Source organism: Candidatus Zixiibacteriota bacterium, from assembly GCA_020853795.1.
Classification (GTDB): domain Bacteria; phylum Zixibacteria; class MSB-5A5; order CAIYYT01; family CAIYYT01; genus JADJGC01.
The window spans coordinates 1-19,159 of sequence record JADYYF010000077.1; the positions used below are offsets into that span (position 1 = coordinate 1).

12 protein-coding genes and 1 tRNA gene are annotated in these 19,159 nt (G+C 59.8%); 8 read left to right on the forward strand and 5 right to left on the reverse strand.

Annotated features, from left to right (window positions below; all coding sequences use genetic code 11):
• The 4 genes from IT585_05985 to IT585_06000 all read left to right on the forward strand — a co-directional run.
• The coding region (locus IT585_05985; protein ID MCC6962783.1) for an AAA family ATPase at nucleotides 1–1,119 on the forward strand (1,119 nt) is incomplete at its 5' end.
• 23 nt (nucleotides 1,120–1,142) lie between these two features.
• Nucleotides 1,143–1,973, forward strand: coding sequence for a dihydropteroate synthase (folP, locus tag IT585_05990; protein MCC6962784.1), 831 nt, complete (start codon nucleotides 1,143–1,145; stop codon nucleotides 1,971–1,973).
• Nucleotides 1,973–2,734, forward strand: a complete 762-nt coding sequence (locus IT585_05995) for a TIGR00159 family protein (protein ID MCC6962785.1) — start codon at nucleotides 1,973–1,975, stop codon at nucleotides 2,732–2,734. Before folP ends, IT585_05995 begins: the two co-directional genes overlap by 1 nt.
• 371 nt (nucleotides 2,735–3,105) lie before the next feature.
• Nucleotides 3,106–4,293 carry a DNA recombination protein RmuC gene (locus IT585_06000; GenBank protein MCC6962786.1) on the forward strand — a complete coding sequence of 396 codons (1,188 nt, stop codon included), beginning with the start codon at nucleotides 3,106–3,108 and terminating at the stop codon, nucleotides 4,291–4,293.
• A 94-nt stretch (nucleotides 4,294–4,387) separates the two neighbouring features.
• Here the strand turns inward: IT585_06000 and IT585_06005 are convergent, their stop codons facing one another.
• From IT585_06005 to IT585_06015, 3 genes are read right to left on the reverse strand one after another with little or no spacing between them, the layout of a single operon-like run.
• On the reverse strand, nucleotides 4,388–5,941 hold the full coding sequence (locus IT585_06005) for a carboxypeptidase-like regulatory domain-containing protein (GenBank protein ID MCC6962787.1): 1,554 nt from the start codon (nucleotides 5,939–5,941) through the stop codon (nucleotides 4,388–4,390).
• An 11-nt stretch (nucleotides 5,942–5,952) separates the two neighbouring features.
• Nucleotides 5,953–7,107, reverse strand: a complete 1,155-nt coding sequence (locus tag IT585_06010; GenBank protein MCC6962788.1) for a hypothetical protein — start codon at nucleotides 7,105–7,107, stop codon at nucleotides 5,953–5,955.
• A gap of 10 nt (nucleotides 7,108–7,117) precedes the next feature.
• A complete protein-coding gene (locus tag IT585_06015; protein MCC6962789.1) occupies nucleotides 7,118–8,404 on the reverse strand; it encodes a tetratricopeptide repeat protein in 1,287 nt (428 codons plus the stop codon).
• 425 nt (nucleotides 8,405–8,829) lie between these two features.
• Between IT585_06015 and IT585_06020 the strand changes: the two genes are divergently transcribed.
• A complete protein-coding gene (locus tag IT585_06020) occupies nucleotides 8,830–12,378 on the forward strand; it encodes a M4 family metallopeptidase (protein ID MCC6962790.1) in 3,549 nt (1,182 codons plus the stop codon).
• A gap of 452 nt (nucleotides 12,379–12,830) precedes the next feature.
• On the opposite strand, the gene IT585_06025 is transcribed toward IT585_06020, so the two are convergent.
• The gene (locus IT585_06025) at nucleotides 12,831–15,320 is read right to left on the reverse strand and encodes a PAS domain-containing protein (GenBank protein MCC6962791.1); all 2,490 of its coding nucleotides are present in this window, start codon (nucleotides 15,318–15,320) and stop codon (nucleotides 12,831–12,833) included.
• A gap of 275 nt (nucleotides 15,321–15,595) precedes the next feature.
• On the opposite strand from IT585_06025, the gene IT585_06030 reads away from it, so the two are divergent.
• Both IT585_06030 and IT585_06035 read left to right on the forward strand, forming a co-directional pair.
• The gene (locus tag IT585_06030) at nucleotides 15,596–16,255 is read left to right on the forward strand and encodes a TetR/AcrR family transcriptional regulator (GenBank protein MCC6962792.1); all 660 of its coding nucleotides are present in this window, start codon (nucleotides 15,596–15,598) and stop codon (nucleotides 16,253–16,255) included.
• An 81-nt stretch (nucleotides 16,256–16,336) separates the two neighbouring features.
• Nucleotides 16,337–18,658 (forward strand): TonB-dependent receptor, encoded by a 2,322-nt coding sequence (locus IT585_06035; GenBank protein ID MCC6962793.1) that lies wholly within the window; start codon nucleotides 16,337–16,339, stop codon nucleotides 18,656–18,658.
• Between the two features lie 12 nt (nucleotides 18,659–18,670).
• Here IT585_06035 and IT585_06040 read toward each other — a convergent pair.
• Nucleotides 18,671–18,747: transfer RNA gene (locus IT585_06040), tRNA-His, on the reverse strand.
• 101 nt (nucleotides 18,748–18,848) lie between these two features.
• Here IT585_06040 and IT585_06045 point away from each other — a divergent pair.
• The gene (locus IT585_06045; GenBank protein MCC6962794.1) at nucleotides 18,849–19,013 is read left to right on the forward strand and encodes a hypothetical protein; all 165 of its coding nucleotides are present in this window, start codon (nucleotides 18,849–18,851) and stop codon (nucleotides 19,011–19,013) included.
• The last annotated feature ends 146 nt before the right edge of the window (nucleotides 19,014–19,159 follow it).

A 19,159-nucleotide genomic window follows, 5' to 3' on the forward strand; every position in this document is an offset into this window, starting at 1 on the left:
GACCTGTTCGATCAAGGCAAGAAAAGCGCGCCGTGCATCATCTTCATCGATGAAATCGACGCGGTCGGCCGGTTGCGCGGCGCGGGTCTGGGCGGCGGTCATGATGAACGCGAGCAGACGCTGAATCAGCTGCTGGTGGAGATGGACGGTTTTGAGTCCAATGACGGTGTGATTCTGGTGGCCGCGACCAACCGTCCCGACGTGCTGGATCCAGCGTTGTTGCGTCCGGGCCGTTTTGACCGGCAGATCGTGGTGAACCTGCCCGACATCAAGGGGCGCGAGGGGATTCTCAAGGTGCACATGAAGAAGATCAACGTCTCCGACGACGTGGATATCCGCGTGATTGCGCGCGGTACGCCGGGGATGTCGGGCGCGGATCTGGCGAACGTCGTCAACGAGGCCGCCCTGCTGGCGGCGCGGCGCAACGCCGAGAAGGTTGCGATGGTCGACCTGGAGATGGCCAAGGACAAGGTCATGATGGGCGCGGAGCGGCGGTCGCTGGTGATTTCCGACGAGGAGAAGCGGACGACGGCGTACCACGAGGCGGGCCATGCGCTGGTCGGGAAGCTGATTCCGAAGGCCGATCCGGTGTACAAGGTGACGATCATCCCGCGCGGGTTAGCGCTGGGGGTGACCAGTTTTCTGCCGACAGAAGAGAAGCACACGTATTCGAAGGAATACCTCGAGACCAAGCTGATCTATCTGATGGGCGGACGCGCGGCCGAGAAGCTCGTGTTCGACCAGTTGACGACGGGCGCCGGCAACGACATCGAGCGGGCGACCGACCTGGCACGGCGGATGGTGTGCGCGTGGGGGATGAGCGAGAATCTCGGGCCACTGACCTTTGGCAAGGCGCGCGAGGAGATTTTTCTCGGCCGCGAAATTGCGCAGCATCGCGATTACTCGGAGAAGACCGCGCAGCAGATCGATGAGGAGGTGCGGCGGATCGTCGAGCGCTCCTACGCGCAGGCGGAGGAAATCCTGCAGGGCAACCTCGACAAGTTGCACTTGCTGGCGACGGCGCTGCTGGAGCATGAGATTCTCGACAGTGATGAAATCGACCGCATCCTGCGCGGCGAGAAACTGGCCAAGCAGCCGCTGAACGCCAAGCAACCATGACCGTCGGCGGGGCCAAAAGACGAATGGCGGACGCCGCGGACATTCTTTATCAACCGGATCGCATAATTGTTATGGGAGTGGTCAACACCACTCCCGATTCATTTTCGGACGGCGGGCAATTTCTTGATGCCGACCGGGCGGTCGCCCAGGCGTTGCGGCTGGCGGCAGAGGGCGCGGATATCATCGACATTGGCGGCGAATCGACGCGTCCCGGCGCGGAGCCAGTGGCGGAAGAGGAAGAAATCCGACGGGTGATTCCGGTGATCGAGCGGCTGGCGCGCGCGAGCGATGTCGCGATTTCGATCGATACGGTAAAGGCGCGGGTGGCGCAGCTGGCTTTGCAAGCGGGGGCGAAGATCGTCAACGACATTTCGGCGCTGCAGGCGGACGAAGAGATGGCGGCGACGGTGGCGCAGGCGGGCGCGGGCGTGATTTTGATGCATAGGCGCGGCACGCCGCAAACGATGCAGGCGAATACGAATTACGACGACCTGGTTGCGGAGGTGCGGGAGGCGCTGGCGCAAGCGATTGCGCGGGCAGAGGACGCCGGCTGTGATCCACGGCGGATCATGATTGATCCGGGAATCGGATTCGGCAAGAGTCTTGAGGGAAACCTTGATCTCATTCGCTCAATCAAAACATTTGCCAGTCTGGGCAAACCGGTGCTAATTGGAGCATCGCGCAAGTCGTTCGTCGGAAGGATAACGGGCGCGGAGGCGCCGGACCGATTGGGCGGCTCGCTGGCGGCAGCCGTGGCGGCAGTGCTGAACGGCGCGGCAGCAGTGCGCGCGCACGATGTCAAGGAGACCCGGCAGGCGGTGGATGTGGCGATTCGCCTGCGCGGAAGGCAGTGATGGAACTGTTTACCTACAAATTCCTCAAGTTCACGCTGGTCGATTTGATCGACGTCGTCGTGGTCGCGGCGATTTTCTACAAGTTTCTTTCGCTGTTGCGCGGGACGCGGGCGGCGCAAATGGTGACCGGCCTGACGATGCTGTTCGTGGTGGCGTTTTTCGCCTACTGGTTCCAGTTGCAGGGGCTGATGTGGTTATTTACGAATCTGGCGACGGTCGGATTTATCGTGCTGATCATCCTGTTCCAGCCGGAGATTCGCGGCGCGCTGGCGCAGATCGGGCACTCGCGCCTGGTGCGGTTGTTCTACCGCGGTGAACCGACGGCCAGTATCGACGAGATCGTGCGGGCGGTGATCCGGATGGCCGTCTTGAAGCACGGGGCGCTGATCGTGATTGAGCGCTCGGTGGGGCTGAAGGATTTTATCCAGAGCGGCAAGGAGCTGAATACGACGGTGTCGGAGGAAATGATCACGACGATTTTCACGCCGTACACGCCGCTGCACGACGGGGCGATCATCGTGCGCGGGGACACGATCATTGCCGCGGCGTGCACGCTGCCGGTTTCGCAGAATCCGGCGTACATCAAGTTGTTCGGAATGCGGCACAAGGCGGCGATCGGGATTACGGAAGAGTCGGATGCGGTGTGCGTGGTGGTCAGCGAAGAGACGGGGGAGGTTTCGATTGCGTTTGAAGGGGCGCTGCGGCGCGATGTCGAAAATGTGCAGTTGAAGGAAGTGCTGACGCGGTTCTTGAAGAGTTAGGGCGGCGGTGAAAGCGGGGCCAGAGGCTACAATTGGAGATGAAGCCCTCACCCCCGACCCCTCGTCAAGAGGGAGAGGGGAGAAGATGTCATTCCTGTGGAGGCGAAAATCGAGAACGATTTGCGGGAAGAGCTGCCGCAACGACGGTGTGTGGGGTGAGAAGCGGCAGGTCTCCTTAACGAGGCTTCAGGATCGATGAGTTTCCGACAAGGAGACTTGCCCTACGGACGTTGCTGAGATGCGGGTTTTGCGAGGATGCCCAGTGTACCGGCGGGCGGAGTTACGGACGCGCGCCCGATTCGTGTCGGTGACGGCCACGCAAATGCGGTTGCATCGGCGGAGAGAGCGCATATCTTGTAAATCTCATGGAAGTGTCGGTACTACTAGCTTTGGCCCTGGGTGTGGTTCTTGGGGCTGCGATTACGTGGCTGGTGATGCGGCGCCGGGAAACGGACGCGCGCGCCATAGCCGAGGAATTGCTGCGTGACAACGAGGCGAGGAAGCAGGCGGAGCTGGACCGCGTGATTGAGCACGTCAAGCAGAGCTTCGGCAACTTATCGGCGGAGGCGCTGAGCAAAGCCAATGAGGACTTCCTGCGGACCCGCAAATCGCTGTTGGAGTCGGATCGGCAAACGCACGCACAGGAACTGGATTCGAAAAAGACGCTGATCGACGCACAGTTGCAGAGCATGGGCAACGAATTGCAGAAGGTCGAGACACTGATCAAGGAGTACGAAAGCGATCGCGCGATCAAGTTCGGCCAGTTGGATTCGGGTCTGAAAGCGCAGAACGAGCAGGTGCAGCGGCTGGCGCAGACGGCAAGTTCACTGCGCGAGGCACTGGCCAGTACCAAGGCGCGCGGACAGTGGGGCGAACGGATGGCCGAGGATGTATTGCGGCTGGCGGGATTCGTCGAAGGGGTTAACTACGAGAAGCAGAAGACGCTGGGCGGCGGCTCGCGGCCGGATTTCACCTTCCCGCTGCCGCAGGGTCTGATGCTCAACATGGATGTGAAGTTTCCGCTCGACAACTATATGCGCTACCTCGAGGCGGCGAGCGATGGCGACCGCAGTCGGCATCGAGCCGACTTCATCCGCGACATCCGCAGCCACGTCAAGGCAGTGACGGGGCGGGAGTATATTAATCCGGCTGAGCACACGGTAGATTATGTGCTGGTTTTTATTCCGAACGAGCAGGTGTACTCATTCATTCACGAGATTGACCGCACATTGCTGGACGATGCGTTGAAGAGCAAAGTGATCCTGTGCTCACCGCTGTCGCTGTATGCAATCCTCGCGGTGATTCGGCAGGCGAGCGACAATTTTGCGTTTGAGCAGGCGTCGGAGCAAATTCTCACCGCGGTGGCCGCGATGCAGAAGCAGTGGCAGATGTTCGTCGACAAGATGGAAGCGATGGGGAAGAAGATCGATGAATCGCAGAAGGCGTTTCAGGAGTTGGTGACGACGCGCCGCCGCCAGCTTGACCGTGCCTTTGACAAAGTTGAAGATTTGCGCAGCCAGCGCGGATTGCCGCTGCTTGAAGACGACTCCGAGCAGTAGCGTCGGAATTCGATTATCTCGAAGTTTAAAGTTGAGTGGAAGTGGGGCGAGAAGAATTCGGGGCAGTCGTATGACTGCCCCGAGGCATTGATGGCTATTTGGTCGGCGCCGGAGATTTCTTCGGCGCTGCTTTGACAATGGCATCGGGCGGGAGATCGGAAATCGTGTTGTGCGCGACGATTTCGCCATTGGCGGTCAGGTCGAAGACGTGCCACCAGGCGCCGGTCCCGCTGGTCGGGACGGTAAACGTCTGGAGCCGCTGGGCACCGCGATAGACCTCGATGCGCGCGTTGGATTCGGTCAGAGCCGCATCAAAGCCGCCCTCGCCGGAATAGTTGTGGACGGCGAAGATGCAGTCGGCCTGCAGGTCGTAGATCGTGATCGTCTCGGGGCCGTACGAGTCGGTGTCGTCGACGTCGAGGGCGATCAGCGGCGGGACATCCGGCTGACCGGGATTGCCAAAGTAGATGTGGTAGACGATCTCGCTGATGGTCGTCCAGACGTGGGCATCGAGATCTGATGGGACTTCGCCCCAGGTCAAGACAACGCGATACTCGCCCTCCGCCAGCAGCGGGCTAAGGCTGACCCGTTCGACGGTCACGCCGGACTGGTGCTGGATCGTCCGCTGGAGGTTGATGTAGCCGCTCAAGTCCACCGACAGCATGTAGGTGCCGAAGGGGAGATTGGTCATGGCGTAATTGCCGGAAGCATCGGTGGTGGTCGAGCGGCTGGCGGGACCGCTGACGCTGACGGTAGCGCCCGCGAGGGGTTCGCCGGTGGAGGCGTTGGTCACAGTGCCGCTGATTGTGCCGAGGCTGGTGCCGGTCTGATTGATCAGGATCGACTGGCCGTCGAATACAAGCGTCCCCGCTGTGACTTCGGGCAGCGGTCCGTCGGCATCGAGCAGGTTGTTGGACAACAGCGTCAGTTCAGTCAGGCCAGGGATATGCGCCATGAAGGTCAGGTTCACCAACTCATTGACGCCCGGCGGCATCGACTCGACACCTTGCGAGCGAAACACCGAGACGTCGACACCGCCGCCATCATTGGTCTGGCCGCTGACCTCGAGGCCGCCCCAGGCATCATTGGCCGCATCGGCGCTAACAAAGGTCAGCGCCTCGTTGTCGTAGCCGATGGTGAAGGTGCCCTGGTTGAATCCGGCGAGATTCCAGAGTTCAATGCTGACCGTGACCTGTTGATCTTCGACAGTTTGGATGTAGTACGGCGACAGCCGCACCATCGGCACGACCGGCGTGAGTGTCAACTGCACGTTGATATTACTGCCGGGGGCGACGGTGCGCTCAGTCGAGCCGCCGTAGAGAATTTGATCGGGGCCGTCGACATTGGTTTCGACGGCTTCCAGCACGAACGTAACAACGCCGACCGGTACGATGACCGAGCCGAAGCTGAAAGCGCCGTTGACGACCGGGGTCGAGAAACTGCCAACCAGTTCGTCCTCGGCATAGATGCGCAGGTTGACTTGATCGACGCGCTCCGCCAGTGAGGTCTTAAGCAGACTAACGGAGACCTGCGCGGCGACGCGGTTGTTGCCGTTTTCCGATTTGTCGCTGCAGCCGGCAATCAGGATGCCGAGCAGGGCGGCGGCGGTGAGAATGAATTTAGACATTTTGATTCGATTCCGTTTCATTGCGGGCCTCCCTACATAACCCGATAAGTGAGCGCCAGGAGCAGTCCGAGGCCGGACAGATCGATCTTGTCAGCGGGGACGTCGATTGAGCCGGTGTAGTACGTGAGCATCCCGCTGCCGTAGAGTGTTTCGGTCAGGGCATAGCTGGCGCCGCCGCCGATGCCGATGTAGTTCGATTTCGGCCGGTACAGCAGGCTGCCCTCCTCATAGTCGTTGGCGGAGAAATTCTGGAAATCGAGGCGACCATTGACGCGCAGCTTCTCATTGACCAGATAGCCGCCGCCGAGGTAGATCAGCAGTTCGTTGCGCCCCGATTTGGAGGCCTCATCGGTGAGCGTCTCCTCATTGGCCTGGTTGCGAATTTTGGCCTTCGAGCGACCGACGAACTGAAAGCCGCCGTAAACGGAGTGGTCACGAACATAGGCAATTTGCGAGCGGATGATCGCAGTGGGGCCGGACTGGTAAACCTTCTCGTCACCGAATTTGTCTTCGAGGTAGAAGAGCATGGTGCCGTCAAGCATGAACTGGATGGCTTCGGCGTCGACATCGAGACCGGCGCGAGCAGAGATTTCATCGCCGTACTTGTACTTTTCGGCGTCCTCAGCGCGTACCTGGTATTTGCCTTTGTAAAGGAAGCCGCCGCCGAAGTGGAACGTAAGGTTGCCGGCTTGCGGGTGCGCGAGGCCCTCAACGCCGAGATCGAGGCCCTGCCCAAAGCGGCGGGTGGCGAAGCGGCGCGAGTTGTCGGCGACGGCGCTGGCGATCAAGAATTCGGTATCGTCAAGTTTGGTCTTGCCGGTCGGGAGGTTGGCCAGCGCGGTCAGCGAGGCCATGCCGCCGGCTGTCGTGTAGGTCAGGGCCAGACGCGTGTCATTGAGAGAGGAGATCTTGTCGTCAGACAGGGTCGCTTCTCCCTTTGGATCGTACTTGGCCGAACTCAGCTTGCCGTTCAGGCCGAAGCTGAAGCGGTCATTGGGGGCGAGGAGGGCGTCGAGGCCGAGGGCGTTTTCATTCAGATCAAACTTCGAGCCGCCGGCGTAGTCGTTCTGCCAATTGTTCAGCAGGAAATAAAGTGTCGCACGCGCGCGCGGCACTTCGGCGCTCGCGGCCGAGACGATGGTCAGCAGGACCAGCGCGGTCAGGAAGAATCTTGGTATTCGTTTCATGGCTGCCTCCCTACCGGATCGTGCCCGACACATTGGCCGAGCCGTTGTTGATTTGTTGCGGGGTGTCCTGGTGGCGCGGATCGGGTGTCGGCGCGACGATATTGCCGATGTCGAAGGTCGGATCGTACACACCGCCGATTTCCGGCGTCAGACCAGCCAGGGCGTTGGTCTGGAAATTGGTCAAGGGGCCGGAGTTGGCGCCGATCAGGCCGGCGTCGGTCGAGAGTTGCGCCGCCAGCGAGAAGTGCGGATCGAGTTCGACAGCGCGGTCGAACATCGCCTTGGCTTTGATGTAATCGCCCTGGTCTTGCAGTTCGATGCCCTGACAAAAGGCGAAGAAGGCGTCGTAGTTGTCGGTGGCCGGCTTCTTGAGTGCCTGGCGACGACTGCCTTTGAGCTCGATGCCGAGCGTGTCGAGCACGGCCAGCACCATTTCTTTCTGCAGGCGCATGACTTTCTTGAGCTCATCATCCTTGCCATAGGTCGGGGTGTAGGCGGCGTCGCCGGTGTTGACCAATGCAGAGTTGAGCGTGAAGGTTTTCTCCGACGGTTTGTCGACGCTGGCGTTCACCAGTTTGGCGGCGCGCACAAGCTTACCCACACGGGGCGCCGACTTGGGATCGGCGAGTCCCTGTTCGGAGAGTTGCAGTTCGCGCTGCAAGTAATTGAACTCCGCGCGTTCGACCACCTGCAGTTCCGGAATGGCGGACAGATCGTACCAGGTCACCGCCTGCAATCCGACCGCCAGCGAGCGGGTCGTCTCGTCGACCCCCTTATGCACGGAGAAGGGAAGGACGCCGATTGAATTGGGAGCGGGGGTCTGCTCGCCGATGGCCGCTTCCTGCTTGACGGCTTCAGCAACCTGCAGGCGCAAGGCTTCATTCTGCACGTAGAGCAGTCGGCCGCGGATCGCCGGAGCCGCTTTCGACTTCTTATTCTGATCGAGGAAGCGGCGGTAGTTTTTTTCGGCGGCGGCGAAGTCGCCGCGTGATTCCGAGATCATGCCGCGATAGAGGGCGATGGTGCCGTCGTTCGGCAGAGATTGTTCGGCCGCGGCGAGATATTTCTCGGCTTGAGCCAGATCACCCTGATGATAGTGGACGCGTCCCAAGGCGCGCAGGATGCGCGCGTCATTGGGTTGGTTCTGCAGTGCCAGTTGCAGGTGTTCGCGCGCAAGCTGGTAGTTTTGCGCGTCCAGTGCGCGTTCGCCCTGGCGGAGGGCGCTTTGACTGCAGCCGGAGCTGACGAGCAAGCCGGCGGCCAGCGAAAGCAAAATCAGAGCTTTCAGCCGTTTCATATGTCTCCCAGTGGTTTGGATTTGTTGCGCTTTCTAACCGACCGGCCGTCGGTGCCCACAATTCCGGTCGGAAATCTCCAGATCGGCGAGAGGATAACCCAAGCCTCAATTGAAAGCAAGCCGAAAAGCAGTAGGCAGGGACTGACTAAGTCGACAATAGTCGGGTCGCACTCGGCGATCGGTGCGGCGCGCGGTCGTGAACGCTCTTGCGGGAATCACGATTTTGTCGATCCGTCTTAAGTGGTGCAAATCCGCGGGCAGCTGTGGTTTAGGCGGAGCGGGCAGCAACGGTGGCGGGGAAAAAGGCGTTGACTAATGAGTTTTATGCGCTATATAACTACTAACGAGCCCAAAATACTGCCGGCCTTGTGCCGAACTTGTCTGTTACGAGACCCGGACCTTTCCACGCATTATTGGAGGAGAGCATGCTTCGTGGACGTTTGAATCGAGCTTTGGCCATTGGACTGGTCTTGATGTTGTCGGTATCTGTCCTGGGAGCGACGGATGACGCCAAGTATGGACCAAATCTTCTGCGCTTTGACCCCGCCTTAACGCTTTATCACCAAAATGATCAAGGAGTGCCCACGTTCGTCAAGGGCGCTCTGGCGCCGGCGGCTGGAAGCGATCTTGCCACGGCAGCGGAATTTCTCGCGCGCAACCAGGGCGCATTCCGCATCGCCAATCCCGCGGAAGAATTGCGGGTGCGCAAGACGATCGTGGAGGAGAACGGCGCGCGACACCTGCGCCTCGACCAATATTACAACGGCCTGCGAGTGATCGGCGCTGATATGGTGGCCCATTTCGCGGCAGACGGTTCGCTGCGGGCGTTCAATGGCACGCCGGTGCCGGATTTGGAGCTTGATGTCAATCCAGCGATCACGGCGGCGGCGGCGAGTGAGCGGGCCGAAGCCGATCTGAAGAGTTTCTTCGGCGCGGGACAGCCCGGGGAGCCGGAATTGGTGATCTTCCCGTGGGAAGGCAGCATTCACCTGGCTTGGCGGCTGTTTCTGACTTCCGATACGCCGATGGGGCGCTGGGAATTCTTCGTTGATGCGAAGAGCGGCGAGGTTATCTACAAAGCCAACCGCATTATGAATGTCGACGTGATCGGCACCGGTGTCGGCGTCATGGGGACGGCGCGCAATCATCTCGACATTGACTACACCGGCTCGACCTATCAGATGAAGAACAACACGCGGCAGTTGACCAACAATCCGCACGGCCATGACGGCCAGATGCCGGCGGGCAACTATCTGCAGACCAATATTGCGAGTTCGAGCTTGCCGGGAACGATTGCGACCGATGCCGATAATGTCTGGAATGCGGGCGGCTCCCAGGCGGCGGCGGTGGACGGGCATCTGTACTCGGCGCTGTTTTATGATTGGATTCTGGATCAGTTTAACCGCAACTCCTACACCGGCACCGGCACGTCGATGCTGACGGTTGTCAATTACAGCGGCGAGGGAACGGACAACGCGTACTGGGACGGCCAGCGGATTGTCGTCTGGGCCAACAGCAGCGGCTGGCGTTCGCTGGCAGGTTGCCCGGACGTGATTTCGCACGAGTGGGGCCATGCGGTAACAGAGAATGAATCGAACTTAATTTATCAAAAAGAATCGGGAGCGCTCAACGAATCGTTTTCCGACATGGTCGGTGCAGCGTTTGAATTTGCCTACGATTCGCTCGACACGCCGGACTGGTTGATGGGCGAAAACGGCCAGACCAGCGGCGCCGGTTTCCGTGACATGTCGAATCCGCACGCCAACGGCGACCCTGACTATTACGGCACGACCGACCCGTACTGGGTGGATGTTGTCGGTTGCTCGCCGAGTGTCTTCAACGACTACTGCGGCGTGCATACGAACTCGGGTGTGGGCAACAAGTGGTTCTTCCTGTTGTCGGACGGCGGCACGCATCACAGCATCACAGTGACCGGCATCGGGGTGGCGAATGCGATCAAGGTCGCCTACCGAGCCAACCAGTTGTACTGGACTTCCAGCATCGATTACTACAATGCGGCGCTTGCGACCGTGACGGCCGCCGATGAGCTGGACGGGAGCGGCAACTGGGCGACGCAGACCTCCAAGGCGTGGAACGCGGTGGGCGTAGCCGTACCGTTGGCCGCGCTGGGATTCAGCTATCCGAACGGCGTGCCGACGGCGCTGGCGCCGAATCAGCCGACGACGTTCCAGGTGGTGGTGAGCGGGACGGTGGGCGGTACACCGGTGCCGAACTCCGGTGTGCTGTTCTATCGCGTCAACAGCGGCCTGTGGACGCAGATTGCCATGACGCAGACTTCACTGAATCACTACGATGCCACGATTCCGGGCTCGAGCTGCTACGACCAGGTGGACTTCTACGTCGGCGCGGTCGAGCAGACCAACGGGCTGTTCACCGATCCGGGTGCGACGGCGCCGTTTTCGGCGCTGGTGTCGACCGGTTCGACAGTGGCATTCGCGGATAATTTCCAGACCAATCTGGGTTGGACGGTATCCAGCACCGCGACCGCAGGGCAGTGGGCGCGCGGCATACCGGCAGGCGGCGGTGATCGCGGTGATCCGCCGAGCGATTACGACGGTTCCGGGCAGTGTTATCTGACCGGCCCGGCGGACGGCGACACCGACGTTGACGGCGGCAGCACGGTGCTGACCTCGCCGACGATCGATCTGTCGGCGGGGGATGCGCGGATCAGCTACGCGCGCTGGTACTCGAACAGTTTTGGTGCTGCGCCCAACGCCGATGTGATGACGATTTCCATTTCCAGCAATAACGGCACCAGCTGGACCGTAGTGGAGACAGTCGGGCCGTCGCAGGATGCCAACGGCGGCTGGATTGAACACGGCTTCTTCGTGTCCGAGTTTGTGACGCCGACGGCACAGGTCAAGATGAAGTTTGATGTGGGCGACCTCGGCGACGGCTCGGTGGTTGAAGCCGCGGTCGATGCGTTCAACGTAACGCAGTATGAGTGCGCTTCCACGGCGTTGGAAATCACGACCAATGACCTGCCGGACTGGACAGTCGGCGTTCCGTATTCGCAGCAGTTGACGGCGGTCAACGGCTCGGGCGCGCTGACCTGGATCGACGGCAACAACGGACTGATCGGCACCGGATTGACAGTGTCGACCGCGGGCCTGGTGTCGGGCACGCCGACCACGGCGGGGCCGATTTCCTTCACGGCACAGGTGACCGACGAAGCTTCGGCGTTTGACAATCGCAACTTGAACTTCACCATCAATCCGGCGTTGAACATCACCACGACGACGCTGCCGGAGTGGACGGCGGGCCGTCCTTATTCGCAGACGTTGGCGGCGACCGGCGGCACCGGACCGAAGGGATGGTCGGACAAGAACGATGATCTGATCGGCACCGGGCTGGCATTGTCGGCGGCAGGCGTGTTGAGCGGGACCGGCACCGCGGCCGGTACACTCGGATTCACGGCTGAAGTACAGGATCAGATCGGCGCGGCCGCAGAGAAGGCACTACAGGTGGTGTTGAATCCGGCGGTGAACATCACGACGGCGTCGTTGCCGGAAGGTGTTGAGGGCGAAGCATATTCGCAGGCGCTGACGCTGACGGGCGGAACCGGCACGAAGACCTGGAGCGATAAGAACAATAACCTGGCGGGCACGGGTCTGACGTTGTCGGCGGCCGGTCTCCTGAGCGGAACGCCGCTGGCGGCCGGGACCATCAATCTCACAGCCAGAGTTGTGGATATCGCGGGGAGCACGGACGAGCAACCGCTGACGCTGACGGTGGCGGAGCCGTATGTTTGCGGTGACGCGGACGGTTCGCAAGCGGTGAATATTTCGGACGCGGTGTATCTGATCAATTACATCTTCTCCGGCGGGCCGGCACCGACGCCGCTGTTGTCGGGGGATGCAGATTGCAGTGCCGCTTTGAATATCTCCGACGCCGTCTACTTGATCAATTACATTTTCTCCGGCGGACCGGCGCCCTGCAGCAATTGTCCATAGTGTAAGATTCCGATTATCAGAAGATCCCGCCCGCGTGCGCGAGCATGCGGGCGGGTTTTTCTGTGGCGCGACACGACTCAAAAAAGCAGCCGGTGGTTGCTTGGAAACCACCGGCTACTTGACCCCCCGTGAGACACCGGAAACCCTGCCATTGGGAGTAAGTGGGACTCCACAGCGGTCTTCCTGTCGAAGTGAACGACAGTGTTTACGGCATCTTCATTCCACCCTGCTCCAACAGACAGGCTAAGTGAAGCCTATTGTCCCTCTCAGTCCACTCACGTGGAAGCTATGACCAGTACCCAAAGTCCAGAATGTGTTGATCTCGGTGACCAAGGCTGCGAGAGCGAGAGTCATGTCACCGAAAGCGACATAAAGATCGTCTTTAGTGGCGATTTAGTCAATAGGTTGTACTGCGAAGAATTGGCGTACCTATTGCGTACTTGATGTACGCATCACTCATCAAGGGAGTTGAGGTAAGAGATAAGATTTATCTTATCCCCTTTAACTCCGAGTTTGTCGCGGATTTTCTGGCGGAATTTCTCGACGGTGCGTCGGGAGACTTTGAGTGTATCGGCGATCTCCTTGCTTTGGTTGCCGACACGAATCATGGCGCAAATCTCTCGTTCTCTTGGAGTTAGTGAAATCATGATCTCGCTGAGCTTCTTCTTGACCGGCATCCCGAGGTCTCTGATCATCGACTCCAGTATCTCTATGTAGATTAAATCCTTGGGAGTCACTCGTTCGCGCAGGCGATTGAGGGTAGGAACAATCGAGGTTTCAACTGTGCGGTTGATCTCCAGGCGGATGCCATCGACTTCCTCTTCTGCGCTGTGGATGAGGCGTTTGAGGGTGATATTGCTGGCTTCGAGGTCACGTTGCTGGGCCTTAAGCAATTCGGTAGCTTGGGCGAGGTCGTGTTCGAACTGGCGGCGGTCGGTGATATCGAGGAAGCAGACGATGACCGAGCGGAGGTTTCCGGATTCATCGAAATCGGGTGTGCCGTTGACCAAGGCCCAGCGGATTTCGTTGGAGCCGGGGATTTTGGCGCCCATAACAACATTTTCACGGGCTTTGCCGGTGGCGATGACGCGGTTGACGATGTACTGCTCCGGCACGGCGGGTCCGCCGTCTTCGTTGAGAAACTGCCAGTCGGTAAGTGAGCTCTGGTGCAACATCTGCTCGACAGTTCGCCCGAGGAGGCGCGCGGCAGCCTCATTGACGCGGAGCACGCGGCCGTCCGGCGCGTGGACGACGACACCGGCTTGCAGTTGATCGACGAGGAAGCGGTGCTCTTCTTCGCTGGTGCGTAATGCGCGTTCAAAAATCTTGCGCTGGGTGACATCGCGGGCGACGAGAACGCATTCATCGGGACCGCATTTGGCGAGGCGCGCTTCGAAGTCCACCCAGCCCAGCAGATCAGTCTCGAGACCATATTCGAGAGTTGTGGTTTCGCCGGTGGCGAGCACGTGGGCGAGCGCCTTCATCTGCATATCCCCGACTTCTGCCGGCACGGCTTCGCGCACGGTTTTGTTGAGAATCAGGGATTCGATGTGCGCCAGATACTCCGGGCGTCCGCCCTGGACTTCGAGAATCCGGCCTTCGCGGTTAATCAAGAGGATGTAGTCCGGGATCGCCATCAGAAGGGCGCGATGACGGTATTCGGTGGCGCGCAATTGCTGCTGGAGGCGGTGACGTTCGGTAACATCGACGCCGATGGCAATGGCGACGGTTTCACCGGTTTCTTCGTCGGTGAAGGATGAGTTCGACCAGAGGACCGTCCGAGTGCTGCCGTTCTTGGTCAGCAGCGGCCCTTCGTAGGAGTCATGCGGATGTTCGCGCACCCATCGGCCAAAATCACGCAGACCCGGATGGTGCTGGTCGGCCGGCAGGAAAGTTTGGGGCCAGTTCCGGCCGATGACCTCGGCGGCGGCGTAGCCGGTGACGCGTTCGCTTTCACGGTTAAAGGTACGGATATTGGCGTTTTCGTCGAGGCAGATGATCAGGAAATTGGCGGTCTGGAGGATCGACTCGGAGAAGTTGCGTTCGCGGAGCATCTTCTGCGTCAGTTTGACGCGTTCATCGATGTCGGTAGCTTCGATCAACACGCGGTTGCAGGAGCCATCGTCTTCGATCACGGGCTGGATCTGCGTCAAGAACCACTTGGGTACGCCGGCGACATAGGATTGCGCTTCGATGGCTTCGGCCTGGCGATTGTCGATAACGCGGCGGATAGATGCCAACTGGCGCGCGGCGATTTCCGGCGGAAACAGCTCTTGCATCTTCCGGCCCATGAAGTTTTCCGGGACGCCGCCGAGCATTGCCGCGGCGACCGGATTGAGGAAGTGGACCAGGCCGTCATAGTCGAACGAGGCGATGGCGTTGCGGGCCATGCTGACCAGCGTGCGATAGCGACGCTCGCTGTCGCGGAGAGATTCCTCGGCGCGGCGGCGCTCGTGGATTTCTTCCGCCAGCATGTTGCGCGCCTTATCGAGTTCCGAGCGTTCGCGGAAGATTCTTTCCTGCAGGCGGCGGACAGCGCGCTCTTGTTTTTCCTGGAGGGCCTGGAGGTCGCCGATGTCGTGGCAGTTGACGATCGCGGCGACGACCTTGCCGTTTTCAAAGACCGGCGCCGCATGGGCTGACCACCAGCCGAGTTTGCCGTCGGTGCGAACGTGAACGAATTCCGCCTGCGCTTCGCAGCCTTCGATAAAAATGAGGTCGAGGTGCTGGCGCAGCATGCGATGAAATTCGGGGAGGGCTTGATCGAAGATCGTGGTGCCGAGCACCTTGTCGATGGCGGTCTCAACTTCGAGATTGTTGACGTAGAGCACCTTGCCATCACGGTCAACAAGCAGAATAACGTCCGGGTTGAGCTCGGTCAGTTGTTGCCAATCGATAACTGACCGCAGATGATCCGGAATCGGGAGTTTGGTGCTACTCATTAACGCCCGCCCAGCAAGAGTGAATCGGAGACCGGAAGTGACAAATCCGCGTCGCAACCGGGGTATACGCAAATATACGCAATCGTCGCGGGTTGTCAATCGGTTGGCGGAGATAGTTTGGCCGGCAAGCGAGCTTCGCATCAAAATACGCGAATTCTCGACACGGGGATTTTCTTAGAAATTGGGGTTGACAATCTTCTGCGATCCACTAAATTCTGTCAAGAACTGACCGATGGTCAATAAATGACTGAATTTCGATTCCGAGGCATTTGCGGATGACGACGGCGGAAAGAAGAGAACGGGAGAAGCAGAAGCGGATCGAGCTGATTATGGACGCTGCGCTCGAGGTGTTCGCCGAGAAGGGACTGAAGAATGCCAAGATGGAGGATGTTGCCGAGAAGGCGGAGTTAAGCAAGGGGACGATTTACTTGTACTTCAAGAGCAAGGAGCACCTGTTCTACGCGATCGACATGCGGGCCGGCCGGATGTTGCGCGAGCGATTTGCGGAGGCCTACAAAGCGGCTGCTACCGGCCGGGCGCGGGTGAGAGAGATCGGGCGGGCGTACTACAAGTTCTGTTTCGAGTATCCAAACTACTTCCGGGCGATGTCGTATGTCGAAGCGATGGATCCGCAGACGTTCGGGGCGATTGCCAGCGAGATGAGAGACAAGGGAGTTGAGGGATACAAGGATTCGTCACTGGCGATCCTGGCGGAGGCGATCGAGTCGGGGCATAAGGACGGGTCAATCGCGAAGGACGTGCACCCGTGGTTGACGGCGATCTTGTTGTGGTCGACCAGCAACGGCGTGATTCAGATGATCAAGAATCGTGGGGAGTTTCTGAAGCTGTTTGATCTTGAGGTCGACCGGTTGTATCCAGCAAAGGAGCAAATGGTTGACCGCGGTTTGGCGCCGGTAAAGAAACCGAAGGGATAGGAAATGAGAAAGGTACGGCATTTTTTTTGCAACAAAGCTGACTATCAGTCAGTAAATGAACGACAGACAGTGGAGGCGAATATGCGAATGATCTTGATGTATGTAATGGCAATTCTCTTGAGCGCGCCGTCGTTGCGGGCGCAGGGAGAAGATGGCGGTGGCGGAGGAAGTGGTGCCGCTCAAAAGCTGGGATCGGTGCGAGGAGTTGTTATTGACGCGGAGACCGGCGCACCGCTGCCGGGGGCGTCAGTGCGCGTCCTGAGCACAGAGCGCGGCGTAGCCGCTGGTCAGTCAGGCGAATATCGGATTACGGGTCTGCCGATCGGCAACTATTCGCTGCAATATACGGTGATCGGATATGAGCCGCGGACGGTGACGGATGTGATCATTCGTGCGGGCCGGACGACGGTCGTCGATGCGCGGTTGCAGGTGCGCATGACCGAGGTGGCGGGGGTGACGGTTGATGCCGGGTACTTTGCGGATTCGCCGAGCGAGCCGACGAGCACGACGCAGTTTTCGGCGGAGGAGGTGCGGCGATCGCCGGGTTCGGCGGGCGACGTCAGCCGGATCGTGTTCAGCCTTCCGAGCATCGCCAAGGTCAACGACCAGGTCAACAACCTGATTGTGCGTGGCGGAAGTCCGACCGAGAATTCGTTTTACATCGACAACATCGAGATACCCAATATCAATCACTATCCTTTGTTCGGGACTTCGGGCGGGCCGATCAGCCTCGTGAATACGGATTTCATTCAGGATGTGAGTTTCTCGGCGGGCGGATTCTCGGCGGCGTACGGGGATCGGCTGTCGTCGGTGATGGCGCTGACGTTTCGGGAGGGGAACCGCGAGGAATTCGATACCCAGGCCGATCTGAATTTTGCCGGATTTGGCGTGGTCGGAGAAGGTCCGCTGGGCACGCGGCGCGGCTCGTGGTTGTTTTCGGCGCGGCGCAGCTACCTGGACTTGCTGGTGGATGCGATCGGGACCGGCGTCGTACCGCGTTATTCCGACTATCAGGGGAAGCTGGTCTATGATCTGTCGAGCAAACATCGGCTGTCGCTGCTGGGAATCCTGGGCATCGACTACATCAATTTTGAGCGCGCGAATGCGATCGAGGACGGGAATGTCACCGACGGCTGGTCGGACGGTCACGAGTATGCCGTGGGGGCGACCTGGCGTTACCTGTGGGGCAGGCGCGGGTATTCGACGACGTCGCTGTCGTACCTGGCGACGAAGACCGCGGCCAACTACTTCGAAACGAGCACCGGCAAGGAGCTGGTGCGTCAGAACAACCGTGACGGCGCGGCGCAACTGCGCAATGTCAACCTGTTCCGCATCAACGAGCACCATGAACTGGAATTTGGCGTCGAGGCGAAGTACGAGCTGGATCGCTATGACTACTATGCGGCCGACTATACTGATTTCTTCGGGGACTCGATTCCACCGCTGGTGATCGGTGATCGGATCGAGTCGCCGCGAGTCGGGGGATTCGCAAGCTACGTGGTGCGGCCAGCCGATCGATTGACGGCGACGTTGGGCGCGCGTTACGACTATTTTGAATACACGAAGAACGCGAGTCTGGCGCCGCGGGCAGCGCTGGCGTACCGCTTCAGCGAGCGCACCAGTGCCAATCTGGCGGCGGGGATGTACAGCCAGACCATGCCGATCGTGCTGTTGTCGCAACAGGAGCGCAACCGACGGCTGAGGGATCCGCGGGCGTATCATGCCATCGTCGGGTTGGATCACATGCTGAGCGCCGACACGCGCTGGCGGCTGGAGGGATACTACAAGTGGTATGAGCGGTTTCCGATGAGCACCGACCAGCCGGAGTTGTTCATCATCGACGAGATGATTTACAGTAACTACTTCTTCTATCATCCGAATCTGCGCGACGACGGCAAGGCGCGGTCGTACGGCGTGGAGATGACGCTGCAGAAGAAGTTGCGGCAGGGGCTGTACGGGCTGGTGAGCGGCGCGTGGTTCCGCTCGCAGTATCGCGACGTGAACGGGGTCTGGCGCAACCGAACCTTCGACAATCGCGTGGTCTTCAGTGCCGAAGGGGGCTACAAGCCGAACGCCAAGTGGGAGTATTCACTGCGCTGGGTGTATGCGGGGGGCGCGCCGTACACACCGCTGGACTTGGAGGCGTCGCAGTTGATCAATCGGTCGGTCTACGACCAGGGGCAGGTGAATGAGGCACGCTATCCCAATTATCATTCGCTCAATCTGCGGGTCGACCGGCGGTTCAATTTCCAGCGCTCGAATCTGATCGTCTACCTGTCAATCTGGAATGCCTATAACCGCAAGAACGTGGCCAACTATTATTGGAATGAGCACGAGAAGAAGCAGGATGAAATCCTGCAATGGAGCATGTTGCCGGTGTTCGGATTGGAGTTTGAGTTTTGAGCGCGGAGTCAATGGGGTGGGTGAAGGGATTTGAACCCTCGGCCCTCAGAGCCACAATCTGATGCTCTAACCAGCTGAGCTACACCCACCATCCGGGGTTGGAGAATATACGGGCGGGCGGAGGGAAATGCAACGGGCAAAATCAGGGCGGGGAGGGTCGGCTGACGCGCCGGGGGCGGTGCGAGAAATCTTGATCTGCCTGAGTCAGATTGCCCACACGCACCCGCCGGCGACAAGCCAGCCGCATCCGACAGCGACTGTCGGTCGCGGCACGCCCCGGATCGGCATCAACCACCAGAACGCCGAAGTCCCCGAAGCGCCGGGGCCGGATGTATCAGTTGTGTATGAAGGCTGAATTCTGCGTCCACCTAGGACGCAACGTCCGGCGCAGCCCGCTGGACACCGGACAACAACGGCGATGAGTGAGGGCATCGGCCGCCATGCTGGTGCGTCGACAAAGCGAGATCGGAGAGATCAATCAGAGGGGATAGCCCACGAGGT